At 37.0% G+C, this 20802-nt stretch carries 16 protein-coding genes; 11 read left to right on the top strand and 5 right to left on the bottom strand.

What is annotated here, in order from left to right; genetic code table 11:
* Positions 1–95: 95 nt before the first annotated feature.
* From ACEVFT_RS05160 to ACEVFT_RS05120, 9 genes are all read left to right on the top strand, one after another.
* Positions 96–1148 carry a helix-turn-helix transcriptional regulator gene (locus ACEVFT_RS05160; protein ID WP_393948546.1) on the top strand — a complete coding sequence of 351 codons (1053 nt, stop codon included), beginning with the start codon at positions 96–98 and terminating at the stop codon, positions 1146–1148.
* Positions 1149–1566: 418 nt separating this feature from the next.
* A complete protein-coding gene (locus ACEVFT_RS05155; protein ID WP_393948543.1) occupies positions 1567–2028 on the top strand; it encodes a GNAT family N-acetyltransferase in 462 nt (153 codons plus the stop codon).
* A gap of 80 nt (positions 2029–2108) precedes the next feature.
* Entirely contained in the window at positions 2109–3173 is a 1065-nt protein-coding gene (locus tag ACEVFT_RS05150) for a hypothetical protein (protein WP_393948541.1), read from the top strand.
* Between the two features lie 19 nt (positions 3174–3192).
* The gene (locus ACEVFT_RS05145; RefSeq protein ID WP_342442182.1) at positions 3193–4305 is read left to right on the top strand and encodes a hypothetical protein; all 1113 of its coding nucleotides are present in this window, start codon (positions 3193–3195) and stop codon (positions 4303–4305) included.
* Between the two features lie 27 nt (positions 4306–4332).
* The gene (locus tag ACEVFT_RS05140; protein WP_393948539.1) at positions 4333–5451 is read left to right on the top strand and encodes a hypothetical protein; all 1119 of its coding nucleotides are present in this window, start codon (positions 4333–4335) and stop codon (positions 5449–5451) included.
* Positions 5452–5492: 41 nt separating this feature from the next.
* Complete coding sequence (locus ACEVFT_RS05135) at positions 5493–6005, top strand: phage tail protein (RefSeq protein ID WP_205446435.1); 513 nt, start codon at positions 5493–5495, stop codon at positions 6003–6005.
* A gap of 15 nt (positions 6006–6020) precedes the next feature.
* Positions 6021–6521 carry a phage tail protein gene (locus ACEVFT_RS05130; protein WP_393948537.1) on the top strand — a complete coding sequence of 167 codons (501 nt, stop codon included), beginning with the start codon at positions 6021–6023 and terminating at the stop codon, positions 6519–6521.
* Positions 6522–6535: 14 nt separating this feature from the next.
* Positions 6536–7060, top strand: coding sequence for a phage tail protein (locus tag ACEVFT_RS05125; protein WP_393948535.1), 525 nt, complete (start codon positions 6536–6538; stop codon positions 7058–7060).
* Positions 7061–7077: 17 nt separating this feature from the next.
* Entirely contained in the window at positions 7078–12699 is a 5622-nt protein-coding gene (locus tag ACEVFT_RS05120) for an InlB B-repeat-containing protein (protein WP_393948533.1), read from the top strand.
* 49 nt (positions 12700–12748) lie between these two features.
* On the opposite strand, the gene ACEVFT_RS05115 is transcribed toward ACEVFT_RS05120, so the two are convergent.
* Entirely contained in the window at positions 12749–13456 is a 708-nt protein-coding gene (locus tag ACEVFT_RS05115; protein WP_393948531.1) for a response regulator, read from the bottom strand.
* Between the two features lie 536 nt (positions 13457–13992).
* Between ACEVFT_RS05115 and ACEVFT_RS05110 the strand changes: the two genes are divergently transcribed.
* A complete protein-coding gene (locus ACEVFT_RS05110) occupies positions 13993–14808 on the top strand; it encodes a metallophosphoesterase (protein WP_342442188.1) in 816 nt (271 codons plus the stop codon).
* Positions 14809–14822: 14 nt separating this feature from the next.
* Here ACEVFT_RS05110 and tatC read toward each other — a convergent pair whose 3' ends face one another.
* The 4 genes from tatC to ACEVFT_RS05090 are packed head-to-tail and all read right to left on the bottom strand — an operon-like array spanning position 14823 to position 18385.
* Positions 14823–15668 carry a twin-arginine translocase subunit TatC gene (gene tatC / locus ACEVFT_RS05105; protein WP_342442189.1) on the bottom strand — a complete coding sequence of 282 codons (846 nt, stop codon included), beginning with the start codon at positions 15666–15668 and terminating at the stop codon, positions 14823–14825.
* Between the two features lie 11 nt (positions 15669–15679).
* Positions 15680–15883, bottom strand: coding sequence for a twin-arginine translocase TatA/TatE family subunit (gene tatA / locus ACEVFT_RS05100; RefSeq protein ID WP_205446442.1), 204 nt, complete (start codon positions 15881–15883; stop codon positions 15680–15682).
* Positions 15884–15910: 27 nt separating this feature from the next.
* On the bottom strand, positions 15911–17623 hold the full coding sequence (locus tag ACEVFT_RS05095) for a GMC family oxidoreductase (RefSeq protein ID WP_393948528.1): 1713 nt from the start codon (positions 17621–17623) through the stop codon (positions 15911–15913).
* Positions 17624–17635: 12 nt separating this feature from the next.
* The gene (locus ACEVFT_RS05090) at positions 17636–18385 is read right to left on the bottom strand and encodes a gluconate 2-dehydrogenase subunit 3 family protein (RefSeq protein WP_393948525.1); all 750 of its coding nucleotides are present in this window, start codon (positions 18383–18385) and stop codon (positions 17636–17638) included.
* A gap of 329 nt (positions 18386–18714) precedes the next feature.
* On the opposite strand from ACEVFT_RS05090, the gene ACEVFT_RS05085 reads away from it, so the two are divergent.
* Positions 18715–20712 carry a methyl-accepting chemotaxis protein gene (locus tag ACEVFT_RS05085; protein WP_393948523.1) on the top strand — a complete coding sequence of 666 codons (1998 nt, stop codon included), beginning with the start codon at positions 18715–18717 and terminating at the stop codon, positions 20710–20712.
* Positions 20713–20802: the final 90 nt, after the last annotated feature.

Here is a 20802-nt window from a genome sequence, read left to right as displayed (position 1 = left end):
TTGAACTTCTGTACAATTCAATTAAGAATTATTCTCAATTATAAACTTTCGGAAAAAAAGAACTATCCCATATTTCTGGGGGGAGGTAGGTTTTTATGAAGGAAGCACACTATTGGCAAAGAAAATCTGAACAATGCTTCAAGCACAGCAAAAATTCATTTGAATATCGTCAATTGATGATAGAAGCTCTACGAACACATATAAATTTTGATGCTTATTGCTGTACATTAACGGATGCACATACACTTTTTTCAGTAGGAGCAGTCACAGAACAATCAATAGAGGCGATTCATCAGAAGATTATGGAGTTGGAATATACGACAGAAGATGTAAATAAATATGGATTCTTAGTACAAAGTGGTCAAAACATAGGCAGGTTAAGCGATTCGTCAAGTCAAAGCTTCCGTTATAAAGAAGTGTTTATGCCCAATGGTTTTAGTGATGAAATAAGAGCTGCATTAACCTATCAAGGACAATGCTATGGGTTTTTAACACTTTTCAAAAGAGCTGAAAATGAGCAGCCTTTATTTCAAGATCAAGATCTAGTGCTTATAAAAATACTGATGCCAATTATGGGGGAATCGTTAAAGGAGTTCCATCATTATATTATTGAGGAGAGGATTCCAGCTGTAGAAGGAGAACAAGGCATTGTTATTTTTGATAAAAGGTTAAAAATTCTTTCAAGTAATACCAAAGCTTGTGAATTGCTCTCTATTTTAAGAAAGTATGAAAGTTTAGCCGATATACAAGTACCTAAGCCTATTCAAGCTATATGCGCAAAGCTACTAGCCGACAATTACAATTCAAATACTTCTTTAATAGTACCTATCAAAGATACAGGCTATATTGCTATTCGGGCATCACTTTTGATGACAAGCCAACAAGAACAGCAAATTGCTTTATTAATAAATGAAGCATCATCAAGAGAAATGCTCAATTTTTTAATAACGGCCTATAATCTTACCCCTAGAGAAAAGGAAGTAGTGTTTGAAATTATTAAAGGGATTCCTACAAAAGAAATTGCTCATAATCTTGATATTTCAACTTACACAGTACAAGATCATTTAAAGGTAATTTTTCAAAAAGTAAATGTCTCGAATCGGAATGAGCTAGTATGGAAGATCTTTTCCCGATTCCAATTAGATTAATAAGGTGAACAATCAAAAGAATCTGCTAGCTTTCTAGCAGATTCTTATTGTTTATTAACATTCCATCAGTAGGTGTGTGATTGGAAGCTATTAAGCTACATCAGTGATAGTTAAAAAGAAGCCAATAACTATACTTTAGCTACTAACATCACTAATCATAATAAAAGGTTAAGAAAAATTAACCTAAAAAATGGAATAAACTCATAGTGAAATCTATTGACCTATAATATAATGAAAAAAAGGCTGAAAGTCACCAAATAAATGCAATAATAGACTTTAAATTTGGGTATTAAGGATTAGTTATTAATAGGGTTTAAAAAATCTGAATTTTAAGATAAATGAAGTAGGAGAGATATAACAGACATGGGTTATAACTCTATAATCATTAAGATTTTCAAGAAAAGAAGGGGGTGAGAGGATGAAAGTAGAGCTTAAATCTACTACAAAAGATGATGAGCCATTCCTTTACGAAGTCTATGCTTCTTCTCGTAGGAAAGAAATAGATTCATGGGGATGGTCTGCTGAACAAATACAGCACTTTTTAGAAATGCAGTGGTGCGCACAGCAGACCTCATATAGACAGCGATTCCCACAGGCAAACCACTGTATTATTACTTCAAATGAGCAATATATAGGGAGATTGTTAACAGAAGACTTACCTGAGCAACTACATATAATTGATATCTCTATTCTGCCAAGTTTCCAAGGTAATGGAGTAGGAACTTATCTAATTAGCGATCTTCAGCAAAAGGCAAATGAAGAAAATAAACCAGTGATATTGCAAGTTCTTCATACAAATCCTGCAAAAAATCTATATGAGCGATTAGGATTTCAAGTAGTGTCAACGGATGAAATCTATTTAAAAATGAGATGGCAATAAACAAAATAGATTTGAGTGTTTCTACTCTTTTAAAGCTGCAACCCGTCCATTATTAAAAACTAAAGAGAGGTGAATGTGAATTGCCAATATCAAATACGGCTTTACAGACATATGAAGAAGATTTACGGCAAACGATTCAGTGCTTTTTTAATTTAGAGGGACAAGTCGAAAGTATCATTGTTCACATTGACAGCAATATCAAAAGCTATATTCGAAAAAAAGAAAGAGGATTTTTATTAGCGAGTAAAAAGAAAGAAAAATACCTAGGAGAACTAAAAATACTACAATCGGATTTACAAAAATCTTTAATCAGTATTTCTCATATCAAACAGCTACTTGTCAATGAAATAAACACTTTGCTAAAAGATAGCAGAGAATTTCAGCAAGCTTTTAAGGAGATGCTTCCCTTACTGCCATTTGCACTATCAAGCTATCCCTTTGAGACAAGCCTTTCTTCAAATGTTCAATTTAGCGTATTTCTGTCCCCCTTAATTGAAAAAGAGATAGTAACAAAATTGCCACTACTAACTGCAGCATTTGAATCGAGCCAAGTGAACGGGATAATAGTAACTCTAGAAAAATTTGATGTGAACATAAAAGAGCAAATAAATGAAGCCAAAAGCAGTGTAGCTAAATTAATGTCTAGCGTAACGGAAACAGAAAATGAATTGGATAGGCAATTTGGTAATGTCATCTCAAATTTAAATCAAAGTGATAGATTGTCAGAATCGCCCTCTACTCAACAGGACTTCATTGCTGAGATTAAAAGCAAGGGAGAGCAGTTGAAAATATGGGCGGACCATTATCAAATGTTTCATACAATGCTTGGAAAAGATATGGAATTCCAAGAAGCTATACATCTAACGGCAAAAGTATTAAGCGAAAGTTTAGAGGAACCAGCGCAAATCTATCAAAACCAGAGAATTTTACAAGGAGCTTATCTACTTGAAACAGGCGCGACCTATATGACATTAGCACAAGATTTAAAGCTTTCTGAACAACAGGCAAAGCTGTTAGTAGCAGCATACTTATTGCTAAACCAAGAGAGCATAGTAGTAGTTGCTGAACAAGTGAATTTGGAATTGATGGAGATTGAAGCTTTTTATAAAGAAAATAAAGAATTTTTTTCTTTAATTATTTCCTAAACAGAAAGGAGAAAATGCTATGCCAATTTCGGAATACCAATTAGACAATTATGTGAAGGAACTTCAACCCAGTATTAAAAATATAATTGAACTAGAAGACAAGCTTGGAAAAGCTGGTGGAGATATAGACAGTATTTTATCCAAATTAAACGATGAAGGATTTGATCTTGGTGCATGGCTTGGTGACAATCTATTTCGGACAGATAACCCGAAAAGGAAAGAAACAGCTATTCAACTGTTAAATGACTTAAACAATGAATTAAGTTATGCAAAAATTGATTTAAATATTTTAAAGCATGATATCCAAGATGAATTAAATACTTTATTAAAGGAATATGGGGAATGGAAAACTTACTTTGATAATAGGTTACCATTCATTGCATTTTCCATAGCTGTACCTAAATTCCAGGCTTCTAATCCCTTTCATCGATTAATGCTAGGATTTGTATTAACCATCGTATTGAAAGATATATTATTACCAATATTTGAGGTGTTAGGGTTAGGTGTTGTAGGTCTTATCGTGGTGGTGGTGTTAATAGATGGAATAATTCAAGGCGAAAAAAGAATGGAGCTATTTGAAAATATCCAAAAAGAAACAAAAGTAGCGATGGAAGATGTTAAAAAGCTAAGGCAGGATATCAATGATGTGCAGGTACAAGTAAATACCTTTTTTGAAGATGTGGCAAAGAGCTTTCAAGAAACAGGCTTGTTAACGAAGCCATATACAAACCATCAGGAGCTAGTATCGTTTGTAAAATTACAGGCTGGGACATTAAGACGTTGGTCGGATCAATATGATTCGATGAAGCGAATGATTAATAAAGGCTTAGATATTGAATTTTCAGCAGAAGTGGTTGCTGCAAATCTAGTAAATAAACAAGATGATAAAAGTGAATTAGACAATTATACCAAGCTGTTAATGGGTGCATACCTTATTGAAATGGGAGAGTCCAATAGTGTAGTGTCTCAAAAGCTTGATATGTCCTTAGAAAGAATTAAAAAAGTAAAAGCAACCTACATGTTATTTAAAATGCATACACCAGATGAAATTGCACAAGTCTTGGAAATGGATGTAAACGAGGTCATGACGATTCAAGAGACGAATAGCGATTTAATAGCAATTGTTAGCTAAAAAATAATCTTAGAATGGATGGATAATATGGCGATTACAGAAGCGACATTAGCAACCTATGTAGAAGAATTACAGCCTGCTCTAAAAAATATTTATGAGGTAGAAGACAAGCTGGCTGAGTGTAAAGAGGGCATTGATAGCATCATTTCTAAGCTATTAGACGAGGATTTAGAAATTAGTGCATGGCTTGGTGATAATCTATTTCGTACAGATAACCCAGAGCGAAAAGCACAAGCAATTAAGCTTTTAAAAGAGCTGAAAAATGAGTTAAGTGGTACATCAATTGACTTAAATATTTTAAAGCATGATATCCAAGATGATTTAAATAGTTTGCTAATGGAATTCCTCGAATGGAGAAAATGCTTTAAAAATACGTTGCCGCTGATTTCTTTATCAATCGTTGTGCCTTCTTATAAAAAAATCGCTTTAGATAAATATGTGGCGCTTACATTATTTGTAGTTAATCAATGGATTGGAAAAATAAAAGTGCTGGATAGCTTAGTTGCGAAACTAGGTACGCTTGGTGCAATAGCTGCTGTCCTTTACCTTATTACAGGAATTATTCAAGGTGAATTGCGGAAAGAGTATTTTGAAAATATTCAAGCAGAAACGAATAAGGCAAAAGAGGATTTAACTAAGACTAAACAAGAGATTAATCGTGGACAAAGTCAAGTTAATGCTTTCTTTAAAGATCTTGCAATGACATTTAAGGAGACAGGACTTTTACAAGATACTGTTGTAAATCATCGAGAGCTAGTTTTCTTAGTAAAGGAGCAAAACTTTACATTACGCAAATGGTCTGATCAATTTAATGCTATGAAACGGATGCATGAAAAAGGGATGGATTTATCCGTGGCAGCGAGTATAGCTGCTGAAGCATTAAGTAAAAACACAGCGGATCCAAATGAGTTACAAAAAGTCACTAATACTTTATTAGGCTCGTATTTAATAGAGAGCCATACAGATTTAGCTGAAATCTCCAATACCTTAAAAGTTTCTGGGGATCAAGCAAAGAAAATAAAGGCTATGTATATGTTATTTACGAAGCATACACCATCCGAGATAGCAAGAGTCTTAGAAATGGAAATCCAAGAAGTCGAATCTATTAAAGAAGAAAATAAGGATATTTTAGCGAGTGTTGCTTAATATAGCATTCATCGAAATCACAATAAGGGAGGATGTGCATAATGTCAGATCAATATGTAGGAGAAATACGCATGTTTAGCGGTAAATATGCTCCAGTAGGGTGGGAATTATGCAATGGTCAATTATTGACTATTACAGGTAATGAGGCACTTTTTTCATTAATAGGTGTCAAATATGGGGGAGATGGTAGAACGAATTTTGCATTGCCAGATTTACGTGGAAGACTACCAATTCATAATAGTTCCCAGTTCCCATGGGCAAGTAAAGGTGGCACAGAGACAGTTACATTAACAGAGGAAAACTTACCTGCCCATACACATGGAGTATATGCCAATAATATACCAAATGAAGCAACCGAAAACTCACCAGCTAATAATACCTGGGGAATATCTAGCCTGACAAACTATCAAACGAATGTTTCCAGTAATATTGTACAAATGAACAACGAGTTAGTTTCTAATGTAGGCGGAAACCAATTTCATAATAACATTATGCCTTCATTTGTCCTTAATTTTATAATAGCAACGCAGGGACTTTATCCCGATTTCCAATAAAAAGGAGTGAGTATAATGGCAGAGCCATTTTTAGGCGAAATACGTCTTTTTAGTTTCAATAAAATACCGAGAGGGTGGCTTCCTTGTAATGGTCAAATATTACCTATAAATGGAAATGTTGCGTTGTATTCATTGTTAGGAGCTACGTATGGAGGGGATGGCAAGACAACCTTTGCGCTTCCGAATTTACAAGGTAGAGTACCATTACATCAAGGTAATCAGATTGCTTACGGAACAGTAGGAGGAGAGGAAGCACATACATTGACAGTTAACGAGATACCCTCTCATACCCATGAAATAACAGCAGATTCTTCGACAACAGATAAGCCTTCACCAAAAGACAATACATGGGGTGCAGTTAATGGAAAGAATATTTATGCTAAAAACCATAATACAGCTATGAATGAAACTGCTTTGTCAAGTACAGGACAGAATAAAGCGCATAATAATATGCAGCCCTATTTAAGCTTATCATTTTGTATTGCAACAATGGGCATTTTTCCAAGTAGAGGATAAGGAGGGACTACAGAATGGATCCGTATTTAGGTGAGATTAGAATTTTCGCAGGAAACTATGCTCCGAGAGATTGGGCATTTTGTGATGGCAGTCTATTGTCTATTGCTCAATACAATGCTTTATACTCCATTATCGGAATAACTTATGGTGGAGATGGTAAGACAACATTTCAGTTACCTGATTTAAGGGGACGTGCCCCCATGCACTATGGCGATGGTCCTGGTTTAACGCCAAGGACATTTGCCCAATCAATAGGATCAGGTACAGTAACTCTTAATGAAACACAAATGCCTATTCATAAACATATAGCACAGGGGTCCTCTGTAGTAGCAGGTGGCATTAACAACCCCACTAATGCTATTTGGGGTAGTGAGTCAGCGCTTTCGGCAAAACCATATGTTAATTTAAAAAATGCAATTGCAATGAAAGTAGATATAGTAAATCCACAAGGTGGAAATCAACCACATAATAATATGCAGCCATTTGTCGCAATGAATTTTATTATTTGTTTAGAGGGAATTTATCCTCCTAAGCCATAGAAAGGGGGAGAAGAATTATGATTTTTTTTTATCAAATTAGTAAGTTTACAAAAAAGGTAGTAGTCACTTGTCTGATTTTATCTTTATTAATAAGTAATGGGATGTACTTAACTGTAAATGCATCAACTGGAGATTCAGTAATATTGTATCCAACTGAGGAATTAAATGTTCAATTTAATAATGGAGTTGCTACAACGAAATTTAATGAAGAAGAAGTATTTAGTCTTGGAGGTGCAGGAGCAGATTTAGATGATAAACAAGCAATGAAATTTAAAATCCAACCAGGTAGATCAATTGAATCAGCTTCACTTGTTGTTTATGAAGCTATTCAATGTGGTGGTTCTTATAAATTGAAAATAAGAGTTATGAGTGGAACAAATGACTGGGATAGTGGTGAAGTTGCAAGTGAATTCCCAACAATTATAAATAATAGTGAAGTTGTTGAAAAAGATATAGCGCAGTGTGATGCGGAAATGAATATGTATCCTACAGAAATCGATGTTAAGAGCCTATTAAATTCAACTGGAGCTATTAGCACAGATGGGCAGGTTACATTTGTGTTAGAATCTGACAATGTATATTCTAATTATTTATCAATGATGTTTCCACATTCTCAATCATCGTATATTACTAACCGTCCGCGTTTGGAAATTGAGTATGGATCTGCACAAAAAGAGATTTTATTAAACTCAACATCAGTAGCAGAAAATCAGCCACCTGGGACAACAGTGGGAGTGTTAAGCACAACATCCCCCGATGCAGGAGGTACGTATAGTTTAGTAAATGGTCTAGGCGATAATAATAATAGCAGTTTTAACATAGTAGGTAATGAATTACGGACAAATAGTTCATTTGATTATGAAACCAAGAATAGCTACAGTGTGCGGATTAAATTCACAGACAGTGCTAATAATTTTTATGAAAAAGAGTTTACAATTACAGTTACAGATATCAATGAAAGTCCAACTGATATTTTATTAAGCTCATTGTCAATAGAAGAAAACCAACCAACAGGAACAACCGTGGGAACGTTAAGTACTACAGACCCCGATGGAGGAGAGACGTTTACGTATAGTTTAGTAAATGGCCTAGGGGATAACGATAATAATAGCTTTAGCATCGACGGAACACAGTTAAAAACAGCAGGTGTGTTTGACTATGAAGCCAAGAGCAGTTTCAGTGTACGAATAAGGGTAACCGATAAGGGTGGTCAAGGTCTAACGTTTGATAAATCGTTTACCATCGATGTAACAAAGATCAATAAAGCCCCGACAGATATTTTATTAAGCGCAACTTCAGTAGTAGAAAATCAACCATCAGGAACCAAAGTCGGAACATTAAGTGCTACTGATCCTGATGCAGGTTCCTCTTTTACGTATAGTTTAGTAAATGGAGCGGGTTCAACAGATAATAGTAGCTTTAGCATAGTAGGTAATGAACTCCGAACAAATAGTTCGTTTGATTATCAAACAAAGAACAGCTATAGTGTTCGAATTCAGGTAACGGATAATAAAGGATTAACGTTTGAAAAAATATTTACCATTTCGGTGACAGAATTGAATGAGGGTCCAACAGATATTACGCTAAGCTCACTTACAGTAGCGGAAAATGAGCCTGTAGGAACGGTTGTTGGTACATTTAGCACTACTGATCCTAATGTTGGAGACACATTTACTTACAGCTTAGTGGCTGGCACAGGAGCTACAGATAACAGTAGCTTTACCATCGATGGGAATCAGCTAAAAACCGCAGAAATATTTGATTATGAGACGAAGAATAACTACAGTGTGCGGATTCAAGTATCCGATAGTACCAATAATTTATATGAAAAAGCATTCACTATAAGTATTTCAGATGTCAATGAAGCCCCAACAGATATTTCATTAAGCCCAACATCAATAGCAGAAAATCAACCATCAGGAACCAAAGTCGGAACATTAAGTACCACTGATGCTGATGTAGGAGAGACGTTCACGTATAGTTTAGTAGTTGGTACAGGTGATACCGATAATAGTAGCTTTACTATAGTCGGGGATGAACTGCGTACAAATAGCTCATTTGATTACGAAACCAAGAATAGCTATAGTGTTCGGATTAGGGTAACAGATAAAGGTGGCTTATTTTATGATAAGGAATTTACTATATCGGTTACCGATGTCAACGAAGACCCAATACCTACACTGATATCAACAGCACCAGCCAATAATGCAACAAATATTCCGATTAACCCTACACTAACTTTAACATTTAGCGAAAATGTGAGTGGTGTTGCAGGAAAGAACATTCGTATCTATGGTCCAAATAATAGTTTAATAGATACAATAGACGCTACTAATGCAACAGTAAATGGCTCTACGGTATCAATTCAACCAACTAATACTCTATTAAAAGGGATAACTTATTATGTATTAATGGACGATGGGGCATTTGTAGACACAGCCAATCAGGGTGTAGCAGGTATAACAGCAAATAATATATGGCATTTTACTACGTTATCTCCTAGTGATAATGCCAATTTAAGTAGTTTAGTTATTTCATCAGGTAATTTAAATCCTAATTTTACAGATAGTACAGTGAATTATCAGGTTAATGTTGCTTATAATGTTGAGAATATTGATATAACTCCAACGACCGCAAATAGTAGTGCAATCCTTAAATTGAATGGTACCTCCATTGCAAGTGGACAATTGAGAACAATACCTCTAAATGTAGGTAGTAACACGATTACCATTACTGTGACTGCTGAAAACGGAGTAGCAACTAAAACATATACCCTCACGGTGATAAGAGCATTACCTACTCTCGAACAAGTAGACAATGTGGCATTAAGCACTAGTGGTATTGCGACATGGACAGATATAGCAGGTGAATCTTCCTATGCTGTACAGCTCTATAAAGATGGCTCTCCGATTGGTAGTGTCGTTGACATATCAGCAGATACAACAACGCATAATTTCCTAACAGCAATGCGTGCTGCTGGTGTGGGAGAATATACAGTAACCGTAAAAGCCAAGGGAGATGGGTTAACATATTTAGATGGTGTTCCGTCAATCTCTTCTAACACACAAACGATTATTAAACTAACAAGCATTACAAACGGTTTGAACTGGGATGGAGATATTGCGAAATGGCAGGCTGTTCCTAATGCGGTGAGCTATGATGTGCTTCTGTATAAGGGTGATATAGCAGTTGGAACAGCAACAAATGTATTAGCTACAAATATCAATGATGGTGTTGACTTTACTACCGCATTCCAAACAAATGGCATAGGAAGCTATACTTTTTTTGTACAGCCTAAAGGTGATGGACTACTAATTTTAGATGGGGATCAAGGAGTATCGTCTTCAACAAAAATCATTTCACCTTTAACTTATACAGTTTTATACGATGGTAACGGTAATACAGGTGGAACTGTACCTCAAGATAATGCAATATATAGTCAAAATGACGATGTCACTGTAGCTACTAATGATGGCGGTCTAGTTAAAACTGGGCACTCATTTATAAGCTGGAATACAAAGGCGAATGGTACAGGTACATCTTATCTGCCAAATAATACATTTAAAATAGCAACCGAAAATATCACACTTTTTGCACAATGGGCAATTAATCATTATACAGTGAGCTTTGATGTAGATGGAGGAAGTACCATCTCGAATCAAACAATAGATTATGGGGAAAAAGCAAGTCAACCAACCCCAGAGCCAACGAAAGCTGGTCATACATTTGTCGGCTGGTACACAAGTAGTACTGGGAATACACATTTTAATTTTGATACTGCCATTACAGGAGACACCGTAGTCTATGCAAAATGGAGTCCAGTGGCTGTGACACATACGGTAAGCTTTGATGTAGCAGGAGGAAGTGCCGTATCAAATCAGACAGTGGCACATGAAGAAAAAGCAAGTCAGCCGACACCAACGCCAACAAAAACTGGTCATACATTTGGAGGCTGGTATACAAGTAATGCCTACACAATGCCATTTGATTTTAACAGTGTCATTACAGGGAACACAACAATCTATGCAAAATGGAATCCTGTGACGTATACGGTGAGATTTGATGTAGACGGAGGAAGTGCCGTATCAAATCAGACGGTGACACATGAAGGAAAAGCAAGTCAACCGACATCTGCGCCAACAAAAGCTGGCTATACATTTGGAGGTTGGTATACAAATAATGCCTACACAACACCATATAATTTTGATACTGCAATTACAGCCAACACAGTGATCTATGCAAAATGGATTAGTAATAATACAGGTGGAGGTAATACTGATCCTTCACCAAATCCTGATTTAGATTCATCAACACCTTCAACCAATGTAGAGGAAATTGTGGTAGATGTTGAGTCTGGTGAGGGTGACCTAGTTTCTAAAACAACAATAAAACGAACAAAAAATGTAGATAACACTATAAACGATGAAGTGACATTAACTGCTGAGAGCGCAACAGAGACAATTAGAAAATTAAAGGAACAAGTAAATGATAAAGCAAGAATCATCATTCCGGATCAGCAGGATCAAGTAAATCAAGTTCATGTGTCTATACCCAATAATGTGGTGACACTTCTACAAAATGGTGCAGTCCATCTTGAAATTGTCACAGATAACGTCAAAATTGAAGTGCCAAAAACTTCGTTGGAAATGTTTAATGATAATCTCTATTTCAGACTTATTCCTATAAGAGGGCAGGCTGAACAATTGGATATCCAAGAACAAGCAAAAAAAGAAAGGGTTGTGCAGCAGTTGGCTGGAAGTGCAGTTGTTGAGTTGCTTGGTCGTCCAATGATCATTGAAACAAATATGCAAAGCCGTCCCGTCACATTAACCTTACCTTTACCTACAGATTTAACACAGGAACAGCTAGATCATCTGGCTATCTATATAGAGCACAGTGATGGCACAAAAGAAGTTGTACGTGGAAAGGTTGTAGAATATGAAAAAGGAATAGCTGGTTTACAGTTTGAGGTAAATAAGTTCTCTACATTCTCTATTCTTTACTTACCAGAAAAGGAAGAAGTGAAGGAGCCAACTACTGACGCCGTTACACATTCACCTTATATCCAAGGCTATCCAGATAGTACCTTCCATCCGAATGCCCCTGTTACACGAGCACAAATGGCAAGTATGTTTGCCCGTCAATTAACAGGTAATGCAATTCCGCAAGCGAAGGCGACCTATACAGATACCATTCAGCATTACGCAAAAGATGCGATTGAATTTGCAAAGGAAAAGGGTTTGTTTACAGGGGTTACGGCAACTAACTTTAATCCAAACGGCTTGATTACGCGTGCACAGATGGCAACAGTAGCTGCCCGTTGGATAAAACAGCAATGTGTAGATCGTCCTGATGCAGATTTTTGTCAGCCAACCTTACAAAGTGCAGTATTCAAAGATGTGAGCGTCAATCATTGGGCAGTGAAAGCGATTGATACTGTCAATACAACGGGAATTATGACTGGAGTAACAGCAGATACATTCAATCCAGAGGGCTACTTAACACGTTCACAAGCGGTGAAAGTATTAAATCGACTGTTTGAGCGTCAAGTTATAACAGAAGCCCAACCACCATTATTTACAGATGTGCCAAGACAGCATTGGGCATTTTATGAAATTCAAGAAGCAGCAAAAAAATAAGCTGAAAATTGGGCGCGACGATTCGTTATGTAATCGCCGTGCCTTTTTTTCATGATTCAAATAGAAATTGATACCCAGAACCTCTCACGGTTACAATCCTAGCTCTATGGCCAGTGACAGATTCCAGTTTTTTTCGTAAATTACTAATATGAACCTTTAATGCCTGAGTATGCCCGATACTTTCCTCTGCCCAAATAAGCTTATACAATTCTGAAGGATGAAAAATTTGTCCTGGCCGTTGTGCTAGAAAGAAAAATATTTGAAATTCCTTTGTGGATAAGGCTAAAGCTGTGTTACCAATATAAACTCTTCCTGAGTGAACATGAAAGTGAAAATCTTCTATAGTACGAGCATCTTCATCTATTGGGTGTACATCGGCTTTTAATTGAAACTGCTTTCTACGCAAAGAAATTCTTTCAATTGTTTTCATTAAACGTTCTTTCTCAATAGGTTTTAAAATATAATCAAAAGCCTGTACAGTAAAAGCCTCTAAGGCATAATGTTCATAGGCAGTTACAAAAACAATGTCTATTAAATGCACAAAGTTTGCAAATTTACTGGCCAATTCAATACCATTCATTTCGCCCATTTCGATATCTAAAAAAAGAATATCTGGTTTGAGTGTAGGGATGTTTGCTATAGCTTCTAGTGGATTTAGAAATTTCCCCACAATAGTAACAACACCATTGTCGTTTAATGTAGCTTCTAATAAATTGATTGCCAAAATTTCATCGTCTACAATGATGGCTTTTAACATTTTTTCACCTCTTTTCATCTAAAATTAGGGGGCTTTTTCAAATATCACTAAGAAGTTGGTAGAAGTAAAACTTCTGTCACCAATGCTATGCTTTGTCCTCAGCAACGGGACATCCACTAAATAATTACATGTTTTTGAAAATTCAATAATTTTGAGGTGGCAGAACGCCGTTCGCCGTCCAATTTAATTGGAATATTATCCTGCAAATTTTACTAGCGCAGGTCTATTACTCCTTTAACTGTTTTAGGTTTATTAGTATTCTCGCACCTTAGTAAATGAGATGCATCTCTCAAATCGTGATGTATTATGAATGGATACTTAAATATGCCATTCTACCCATAGTATAGCATGTCAAAAGTTAACTAAGAATAGATAAAACCGTGCATCCTTATCTAATGATAGAAACTTTAATCAAAGGGATTTTGTGCATTTTGTGTATTTAAAGTGCATATACTTACAATCACTCTGTTTTTTGCTTATAATAGGAAAGTCAGAATTTTTTCTGAAAAAAGTAGCCACAAAGTGAGCGATTGCGATTGAAAAAATTATTATATGGTATTTTCTTTGTTGTTTTTATAGTCATTTTTTTGTACGTAAACAATCACTGGCTAGTCGTAAGTAAACATGTGTTTGAATCAGAAGATGTACCTGCTAGCTTTGATGGGCTACGCATAGTACAAGTTTCGGATTTACATGATGCCGTCTTTGGTGACAGTCAACGAAAACTGATTGCAAAGGTGAAGGATACAAAACCTGATTATATTTTTATCACAGGTGACGTAATCGATAGTAATCGCTATGATTTAAAACAAAGTCTACAGGCAGTGAAAGGACTAGTTGAAATAGCGGATGTTTATTATGTACTAGGTAACCATGAGGTAGCGACGAATAAGGTGAGTGAAATTTATGAGGCGCTGTCATCGTTAGGGGTACATATAATGGCCAACGAATCGACCGTGTTAGAGCGCGACGGGGAGCGCTTGGCGATTGTTGGAATTGAGGATCCGTTAATGGGTAGAACAACTGAAGACATGCTGGACATTGCAACGGCCTATTTGCCAGACGATATGTTTAAGTTGTTACTAGCACATAGACCAGAAATGTTTAATACGTATGTAAATTATCACATAGATCTAGTATTTTCGGGGCATGCGCATGGTGGACAAGTTCGTATTCCTGGACTAGGAGGACTTGTTGCACCAGGACAGGGATTGTTCCCAAAATATACAGCCGGTGTCTACGAAGCAGGCGCGACGAAAATGGTGGTTAGTAGAGGGCTAGGCAATAGCTCCGTACCGTATCGTATTTTTAATCTACCAGAAATTATTGTGATGGATTTAAAGAAAAAATAAGCACTGCGTAAAATCTACGCAGTGCTTTCAATTTGTTTGCGTTCTATACGTTTAACGAGATAGATACTTATTTCATATAAAATAATCATTGGTATTAATACAAGTAGCTGGCTTATAAAGTCTGGTGGCGTGATAACAGCAGAGCCTACGCCCATTGCGATATAAGACCAGCCCCGTATCTTTTTCATGGATTCAGCAGTCAGTACACCAATGGCTGATAAGAATAGGGCAACAATCGGTAACTCGAATAATAAACCAAGCGGTACTGTGGTCATGATTAAAAAGTGCATATATTCATTTGCTGATACCATGACATCGAAATTGGTAGCCCCAACGCTTACTAAGAATGTATAGCTAAGTGGGTTTACGACGAAATAACCAAAAGCTATCCCTACTAAAAAAAGAATTAGCATGATCGGTGCATAGAGGCCTAAAAAGCGACTTTCCTCTTCCTTTAAGCCTGGTTTTATAAAGCTCCACAGAAAATGGACAAGAAAAGGCATTGCAAGACCAAAAGCTAAAGTAGTTGAAATCGTCATGTAAAATTTAACCACTTCTAGCGGTCCTAAAATAACGAGTGAGTGACCTCGCGTTATGAAAGGAAACCAAATATTAATTGTGGAAAAGACAACAATGAAAAATAGAATAAAAACCGTTAGCCCTTTGATAATCTGCTTACGTAAATCAGTAAGATGCTCCAATAATGAAGTAACAGGTATCAGGGGCTCAGCTGAAACATGCTCCTCTTCAATTGCTACCACAGGTATTTCAATTAAAGCCTCCACAGGTGCTGGAGGCTCGGCTTGAGGTTTATCAAGAGGGCTTAAATATTTTCTTTTTCCGTCTTCATATGGATCCATAGGAACCCCTCCTACGAAGCATCAGATTTTTTTTCGACCTTTTTCACGGTATCCTCTTCATCATCCATAAGCCCCTTAGTAGACTTTTTAAATTCTGCAAACGTTTTACCAACTGCTCCACCGATTTCAGGTAATTTTTTCGGACCAAATACAATTAATACAATAACTAAAATAATGATTAATCCAGGTACTCCAATTGCTCCAAGACCTCCCATAAGTCTTGCCTCCCTTATAATGTTTTTTTACACTAAAGACCCACCTGATTGACTATATTTAATAACCCCTTCAGCACAACGGTAGGCAAGCGCACCTAATGTGCCTGTTGGATTGTAACCACTATTGTGTGCAAAGTTGCCCGCACTTACTGCGAAAAGATTATCAACATCCCAGTGCTGTAAGTAATTATTCACAACGCCTTGTTCGGGTGTTAAACTCATCACCGTTCCACCAGTGTTATGCGTTGTTTGGTAAGGTACGATATTATAATCGGTAATTTCCGCGTTAGGGACGATTGTTTTTGCACCCATTTCCTTCATAATATCCGCTGCACGTGCAGAGATATATTTATGAAGTGCACGATCCTGCCCAGTAAAATTGTACGTTAATTGCATTAATGGCAAGCCGTAAGCATCCTTATAGGTAGGATCCAGTGATAAATAGTTTTGCTTATGTGGCATAGATGCTCCTTGCGCACCAATACCGAATGAGCGTGTATAGTAATAAATAGATTGCTTTTTAAATTCTGGTCCCCAAGTAGGTGTATCTGGCGGTGTTGGATTGGAACCGATTGGTCGAGTGCCTGTCTGTGTAAGCGCAATATTTCCTCCGTGAATAAAATCTAAATCACTATGGTCAAAATTATCCCCATTGTAGTCGTCTATACACATGCCTAATGAACCTGCGCCCATAAATGTATTGTATTGTTCCTCGAAGAACCCAGCGGCACCAGGCAAGATTTGATAGCAATAGTTTCTGCCAAGTGTTCCTTTACCAGTAGTAGGGTCATATCTTTCACCTATGTCAGAGACCATTAATAGCTTGGCATTATTAAAGACATAACTAGTTAATACAACAGCATTAGCAGGCTGAATGAATTCTTCTCCCGAAACGGTATCGATATATCTAACACCTGTAGCCTTATCACCCTGCTTTAAAATTTCTACAACATTGGAATTGAAGCGTAAATCAAAATTTCCTGTCTTCAGAGCAGTAGGGACAACCGTAATTTCTGCAGATGATTTTGCACCGTATTCGCATCCAAAACGTTCACAAAAACCGCAATATTGGCAAGCGTTGATCGTTTCGCCATCTGGATTTTTATAAACCTCTGACACGTTGGCTGATGGTACCATATAAGGTGTTAGCTTCAGATTTGCTGCAGCTTTTTCGAATTGTGCAAGCATAGGCGTTTTTTTCATAGGCGGTGTTGGATAGGGATTCGAGCGCTTCCCACTAAATTTATTTTTATCATCACCTGAAATACCAGCTGTTTTCTCGAACTTATCGAAATAGGGCTCAAGTTGATCATATGTTAAACCCCAATCCTGAATCAGATAATCTGGCCCAAGCTTATTAGGCCCGTAACGTTTATCTGTTAACGTTTTGATTTGAAAATCATAGGGTAAAAATCGATAAGTCATCCCATTCCAGTGTGTTCCTGATCCGCCCAGACCCTCTCCAAGTAAGAAGGAGCCAAGCTGACGCATTGGCAATGCTTTCATATTTCGATCATTACGAAAGCTTACCGTTTCTTTGGATAGATTTTGCATTAAATCATAACGAATGGCATAACGGTATTCATCATGAACATTTAAGTAATCCTCGGTACCACGCTTTTGCCCACGCTCTAAACCGACTACCTTTAAGCCAGCTTTGGCACACTCGGCAGCAACGATACCGCCTGTCCAACCTACACCAACTGTTACCACGTCTACACTTGGTAATGTTTTAACCATTTCCTAACCCCCTTAATGGTTGCCTAATGGATTAGGCTCAATTTTTTGGAATTTTGCATCTTCTATTTGTGTAATATAGGCCATTTGGTGACCAGGGAAGCCCTTCATGCGCCAGCCATCCATATTACGATTTCCTCCATACATTGGGTCAGAATAAGCTCCCTCTAATGTAGCCGCGCGTAATAGTGCAAAGAAGAACGCGGATGTAACCCCAACCATTTCTATGTCACCCTTTTGAAACGCTGTTAATATCTCATCCATTTGTTTGCCATCTATATCGTTAAAGCTTTTTTTATAACGCTTTTGTGCTTCGTCCTCCATTTTTTGAATACCCTGCCTAAAAATTTCCGCTCGCGTTAAGCGGCTCTGATAGCCTTGAGTTGGGGCACCCGCATCGAATGGACCTTGCATATATTCTTTAGAGTTACTCCCATAATTTCCTGCAAGCTGATGATCGATAAAATAGGGAACATCTAAACCTATAGCACCTGGTCCCAAATCGTCTTCTGGGAAGATACGTTCTGTGGCCTTTGATAAGATACTAAAATCTCTTTCGTTTCTAAAAAACATCTTAGCCTTAGGTGAACCTGTTTCCTCATTCGTTGTTTCATGACCACCATGCTTCAAGGTAGAAGTGCCTTTACCATGGATGTTGTAGCCTACTAGACCTCCAATTAATCCACCACCGACTAATGTACCAGCAGCAATACCTGTTGTTTTTAAAAAGTCTCGACGAGAAACATTGTTTTTGTCTGAACTCATAGAAATCCTCCCCTCAAAATGTTTTAAACCGATCCTATCTTTAATAATCAGCAAAAAATGTGAATTATAATCAATTTTTGTTGGAAAATGTTTTAATTTCATCCATTGGATTTATGTACCCTGTCTTTTTATAACAAGATGGATCAATGAATTGAAAATTTTGTAGAAAATTGTTAGCACTATAAAGATAGTGTTAATGGTATTATTATACATTTATTAATCATATTGGAAAACTTTTGTTGACTTCTACTTTTAGTGACCTTACTCTGAAGTTATGCATAAATATGTGAATGATATAGCTAAAAATGGAAGAAGTGAGAAAAAGGGAAATGTGGTTAAAAGGTATTGGTGGTAAATTAATTGTTGCAATTATAGCTCTTGTAATTGTAACATGTGGCACACTAGGGTTATCTACTTGGATAAATAGTACAAAAGCTATGAATGAACAAGTGGAATCAAATTTGGTTTCTAGAGCAGAGGATGTTTCACAATACATAGAAGAACACTTCCAATTAACATTAGTAGAAGTTGAAGCAATCGCAGAGCAAGAGGCAGTTCGTAGCATGGACTTTGAGAAGCAGAAACAATATTTATCGAAACGTCTTGCTAATAATGAAAATTACTTAGGTTTTGGCATTATTAACGCTGATGGAGTTGCTCATTACCTTGATGATACAACAGCTGAACTAGGGGATCGTGATTATGTAAAGGAAGGTTTTACTGGTAAGTCTGTTATGTCAGAAATTACGATTAGTCGTGTAACAGGTGAACCAGTCATTTTAATCGTTTCACCAATTGAAACAGCGACTGGTGAAAAAGCCTTATTACTAGCGCGTATCGATGGCTATTACCTATCTAAAATAGTAGAAGGCATTAAGGTTGGAGACAGTGGCTACGCATTTATGTTAGACGCTAACGGAACGATTATTGGACATAATAATCACTCGTATGTGAAGGAGCAATACAATCCAATCAAGGAAGCAGACGAAACAGGTATCATAACAGGCAGAGCATTGGCTGCTAAAGAAATGCTTGCTAATGATAACGGTTATTTTTCTTTTGAAACAGAAGATAATGGAACTAACTTAATGGGCTATCACACCCTTGATAATGGTTGGAAAATGGGTGTTATCGCATTAGAGAATGAGATGTTTTCAGGGCTTTCTAAGCTTAAGACGAACTTTATTGTCACAACAATCATTGTTTCGATACTAGGGCTATGCATCTCGTTTGCCATTTCACGTTCTGTTAGTAGACCACTTCGACATGTACTTCGCATTAGTGAGGGCTTATCAGAAGGAGACTTTACACAAGAGATTCCAGAAAAATATTTGAAACGTATTGATGAAATGGGAACGATGGCACGTGCATTAGATCGCATGACTGATAATATGCGGGAAATGATAGCTAAAGTGAGTCAAGAAGCAACTGCAGTGAATGAAGCTTCATGTGATTTAATGGGAGATGTAGTCGGAGTAACAAAGCATTCGAAGCAAATTGCTGGTGCAATAAGTGAAGTAGACCGCGGGGCACAAAGCCAAACTGTGATGGCAGAGGAAAGTGCCTCAGCAATGGAGCAAATGGCAATGGGGATACAAAATGTAGCTGAAGTTGCCTCAACCATTGCTTGTAATACAGATTTTATTTCCCAGAAAATTAGTGAAAGCAATTATGCAGTCCAGCAATCCATTCGACGTATGAATGAGATTCAGCAAGGCACAACGGATGAACTAACCATTATTCACAAACTAGAAAAAGAGTCAGAAGAAATTAGCTTAATTTCAAAAATGATTACCGATATTTCCGATCAAACGAATTTATTGGCATTGAATGCTTCTATTGAAGCAGCACGGGCAGGGGATGCTGGTAAAGGCTTTGCCGTTGTGGCGGAAGAAGTTCGCAAGCTATCAGAGCAAACAGCAGAATCAGCTACCAAAATTAATGTGCTAATTGAAAGAGTTCAATCTTACACATTAGAAGTAGTAAAAGCTGCGGAATCAGGCGAAGATAATGTGGAGCGTGGTTTAGCTTCCATTGAGGCAGTAGGAGAGCGCTTCGAGGAAATGGTTCAAGCAGTGGGAGAAATAGCAGGTCAAATTGAAGAAATGAATGCTTCGGCTGAACAAATGTCTGCCAATACGGAGGAAGTTTCAGCGTCTATGGAAGAAATGGCGGCCACTGCACATGCGGCAAGTGATTATGTGCATGAGGTAACAGATGCAACAGCCAAACAATTGAAGACTGTAGCAACAATGAACAATCAAACTGAAAAACTATCAGAAATGGCAAAACGTTTATATGAAGCCATTCAAAAATTTAAATATTAAATTAGAGGAGAAGCTGTCTTTTAATGACAGCTTCTCTCATAGTGTTGAAAAACAAAACAATCAATAGAATTTTTGTGAAAAGTGAAAATG

Source organism: Lysinibacillus sp. PWR01, assembly GCF_043359455.1.
Classification (GTDB): domain Bacteria; phylum Bacillota; class Bacilli; order Bacillales_A; family Planococcaceae; genus Lysinibacillus; species Lysinibacillus fusiformis_F.
The sequence above is the reverse complement of the archived record's forward strand: the minus strand, read 5'-3'. Positions and strand labels throughout refer to the sequence as shown.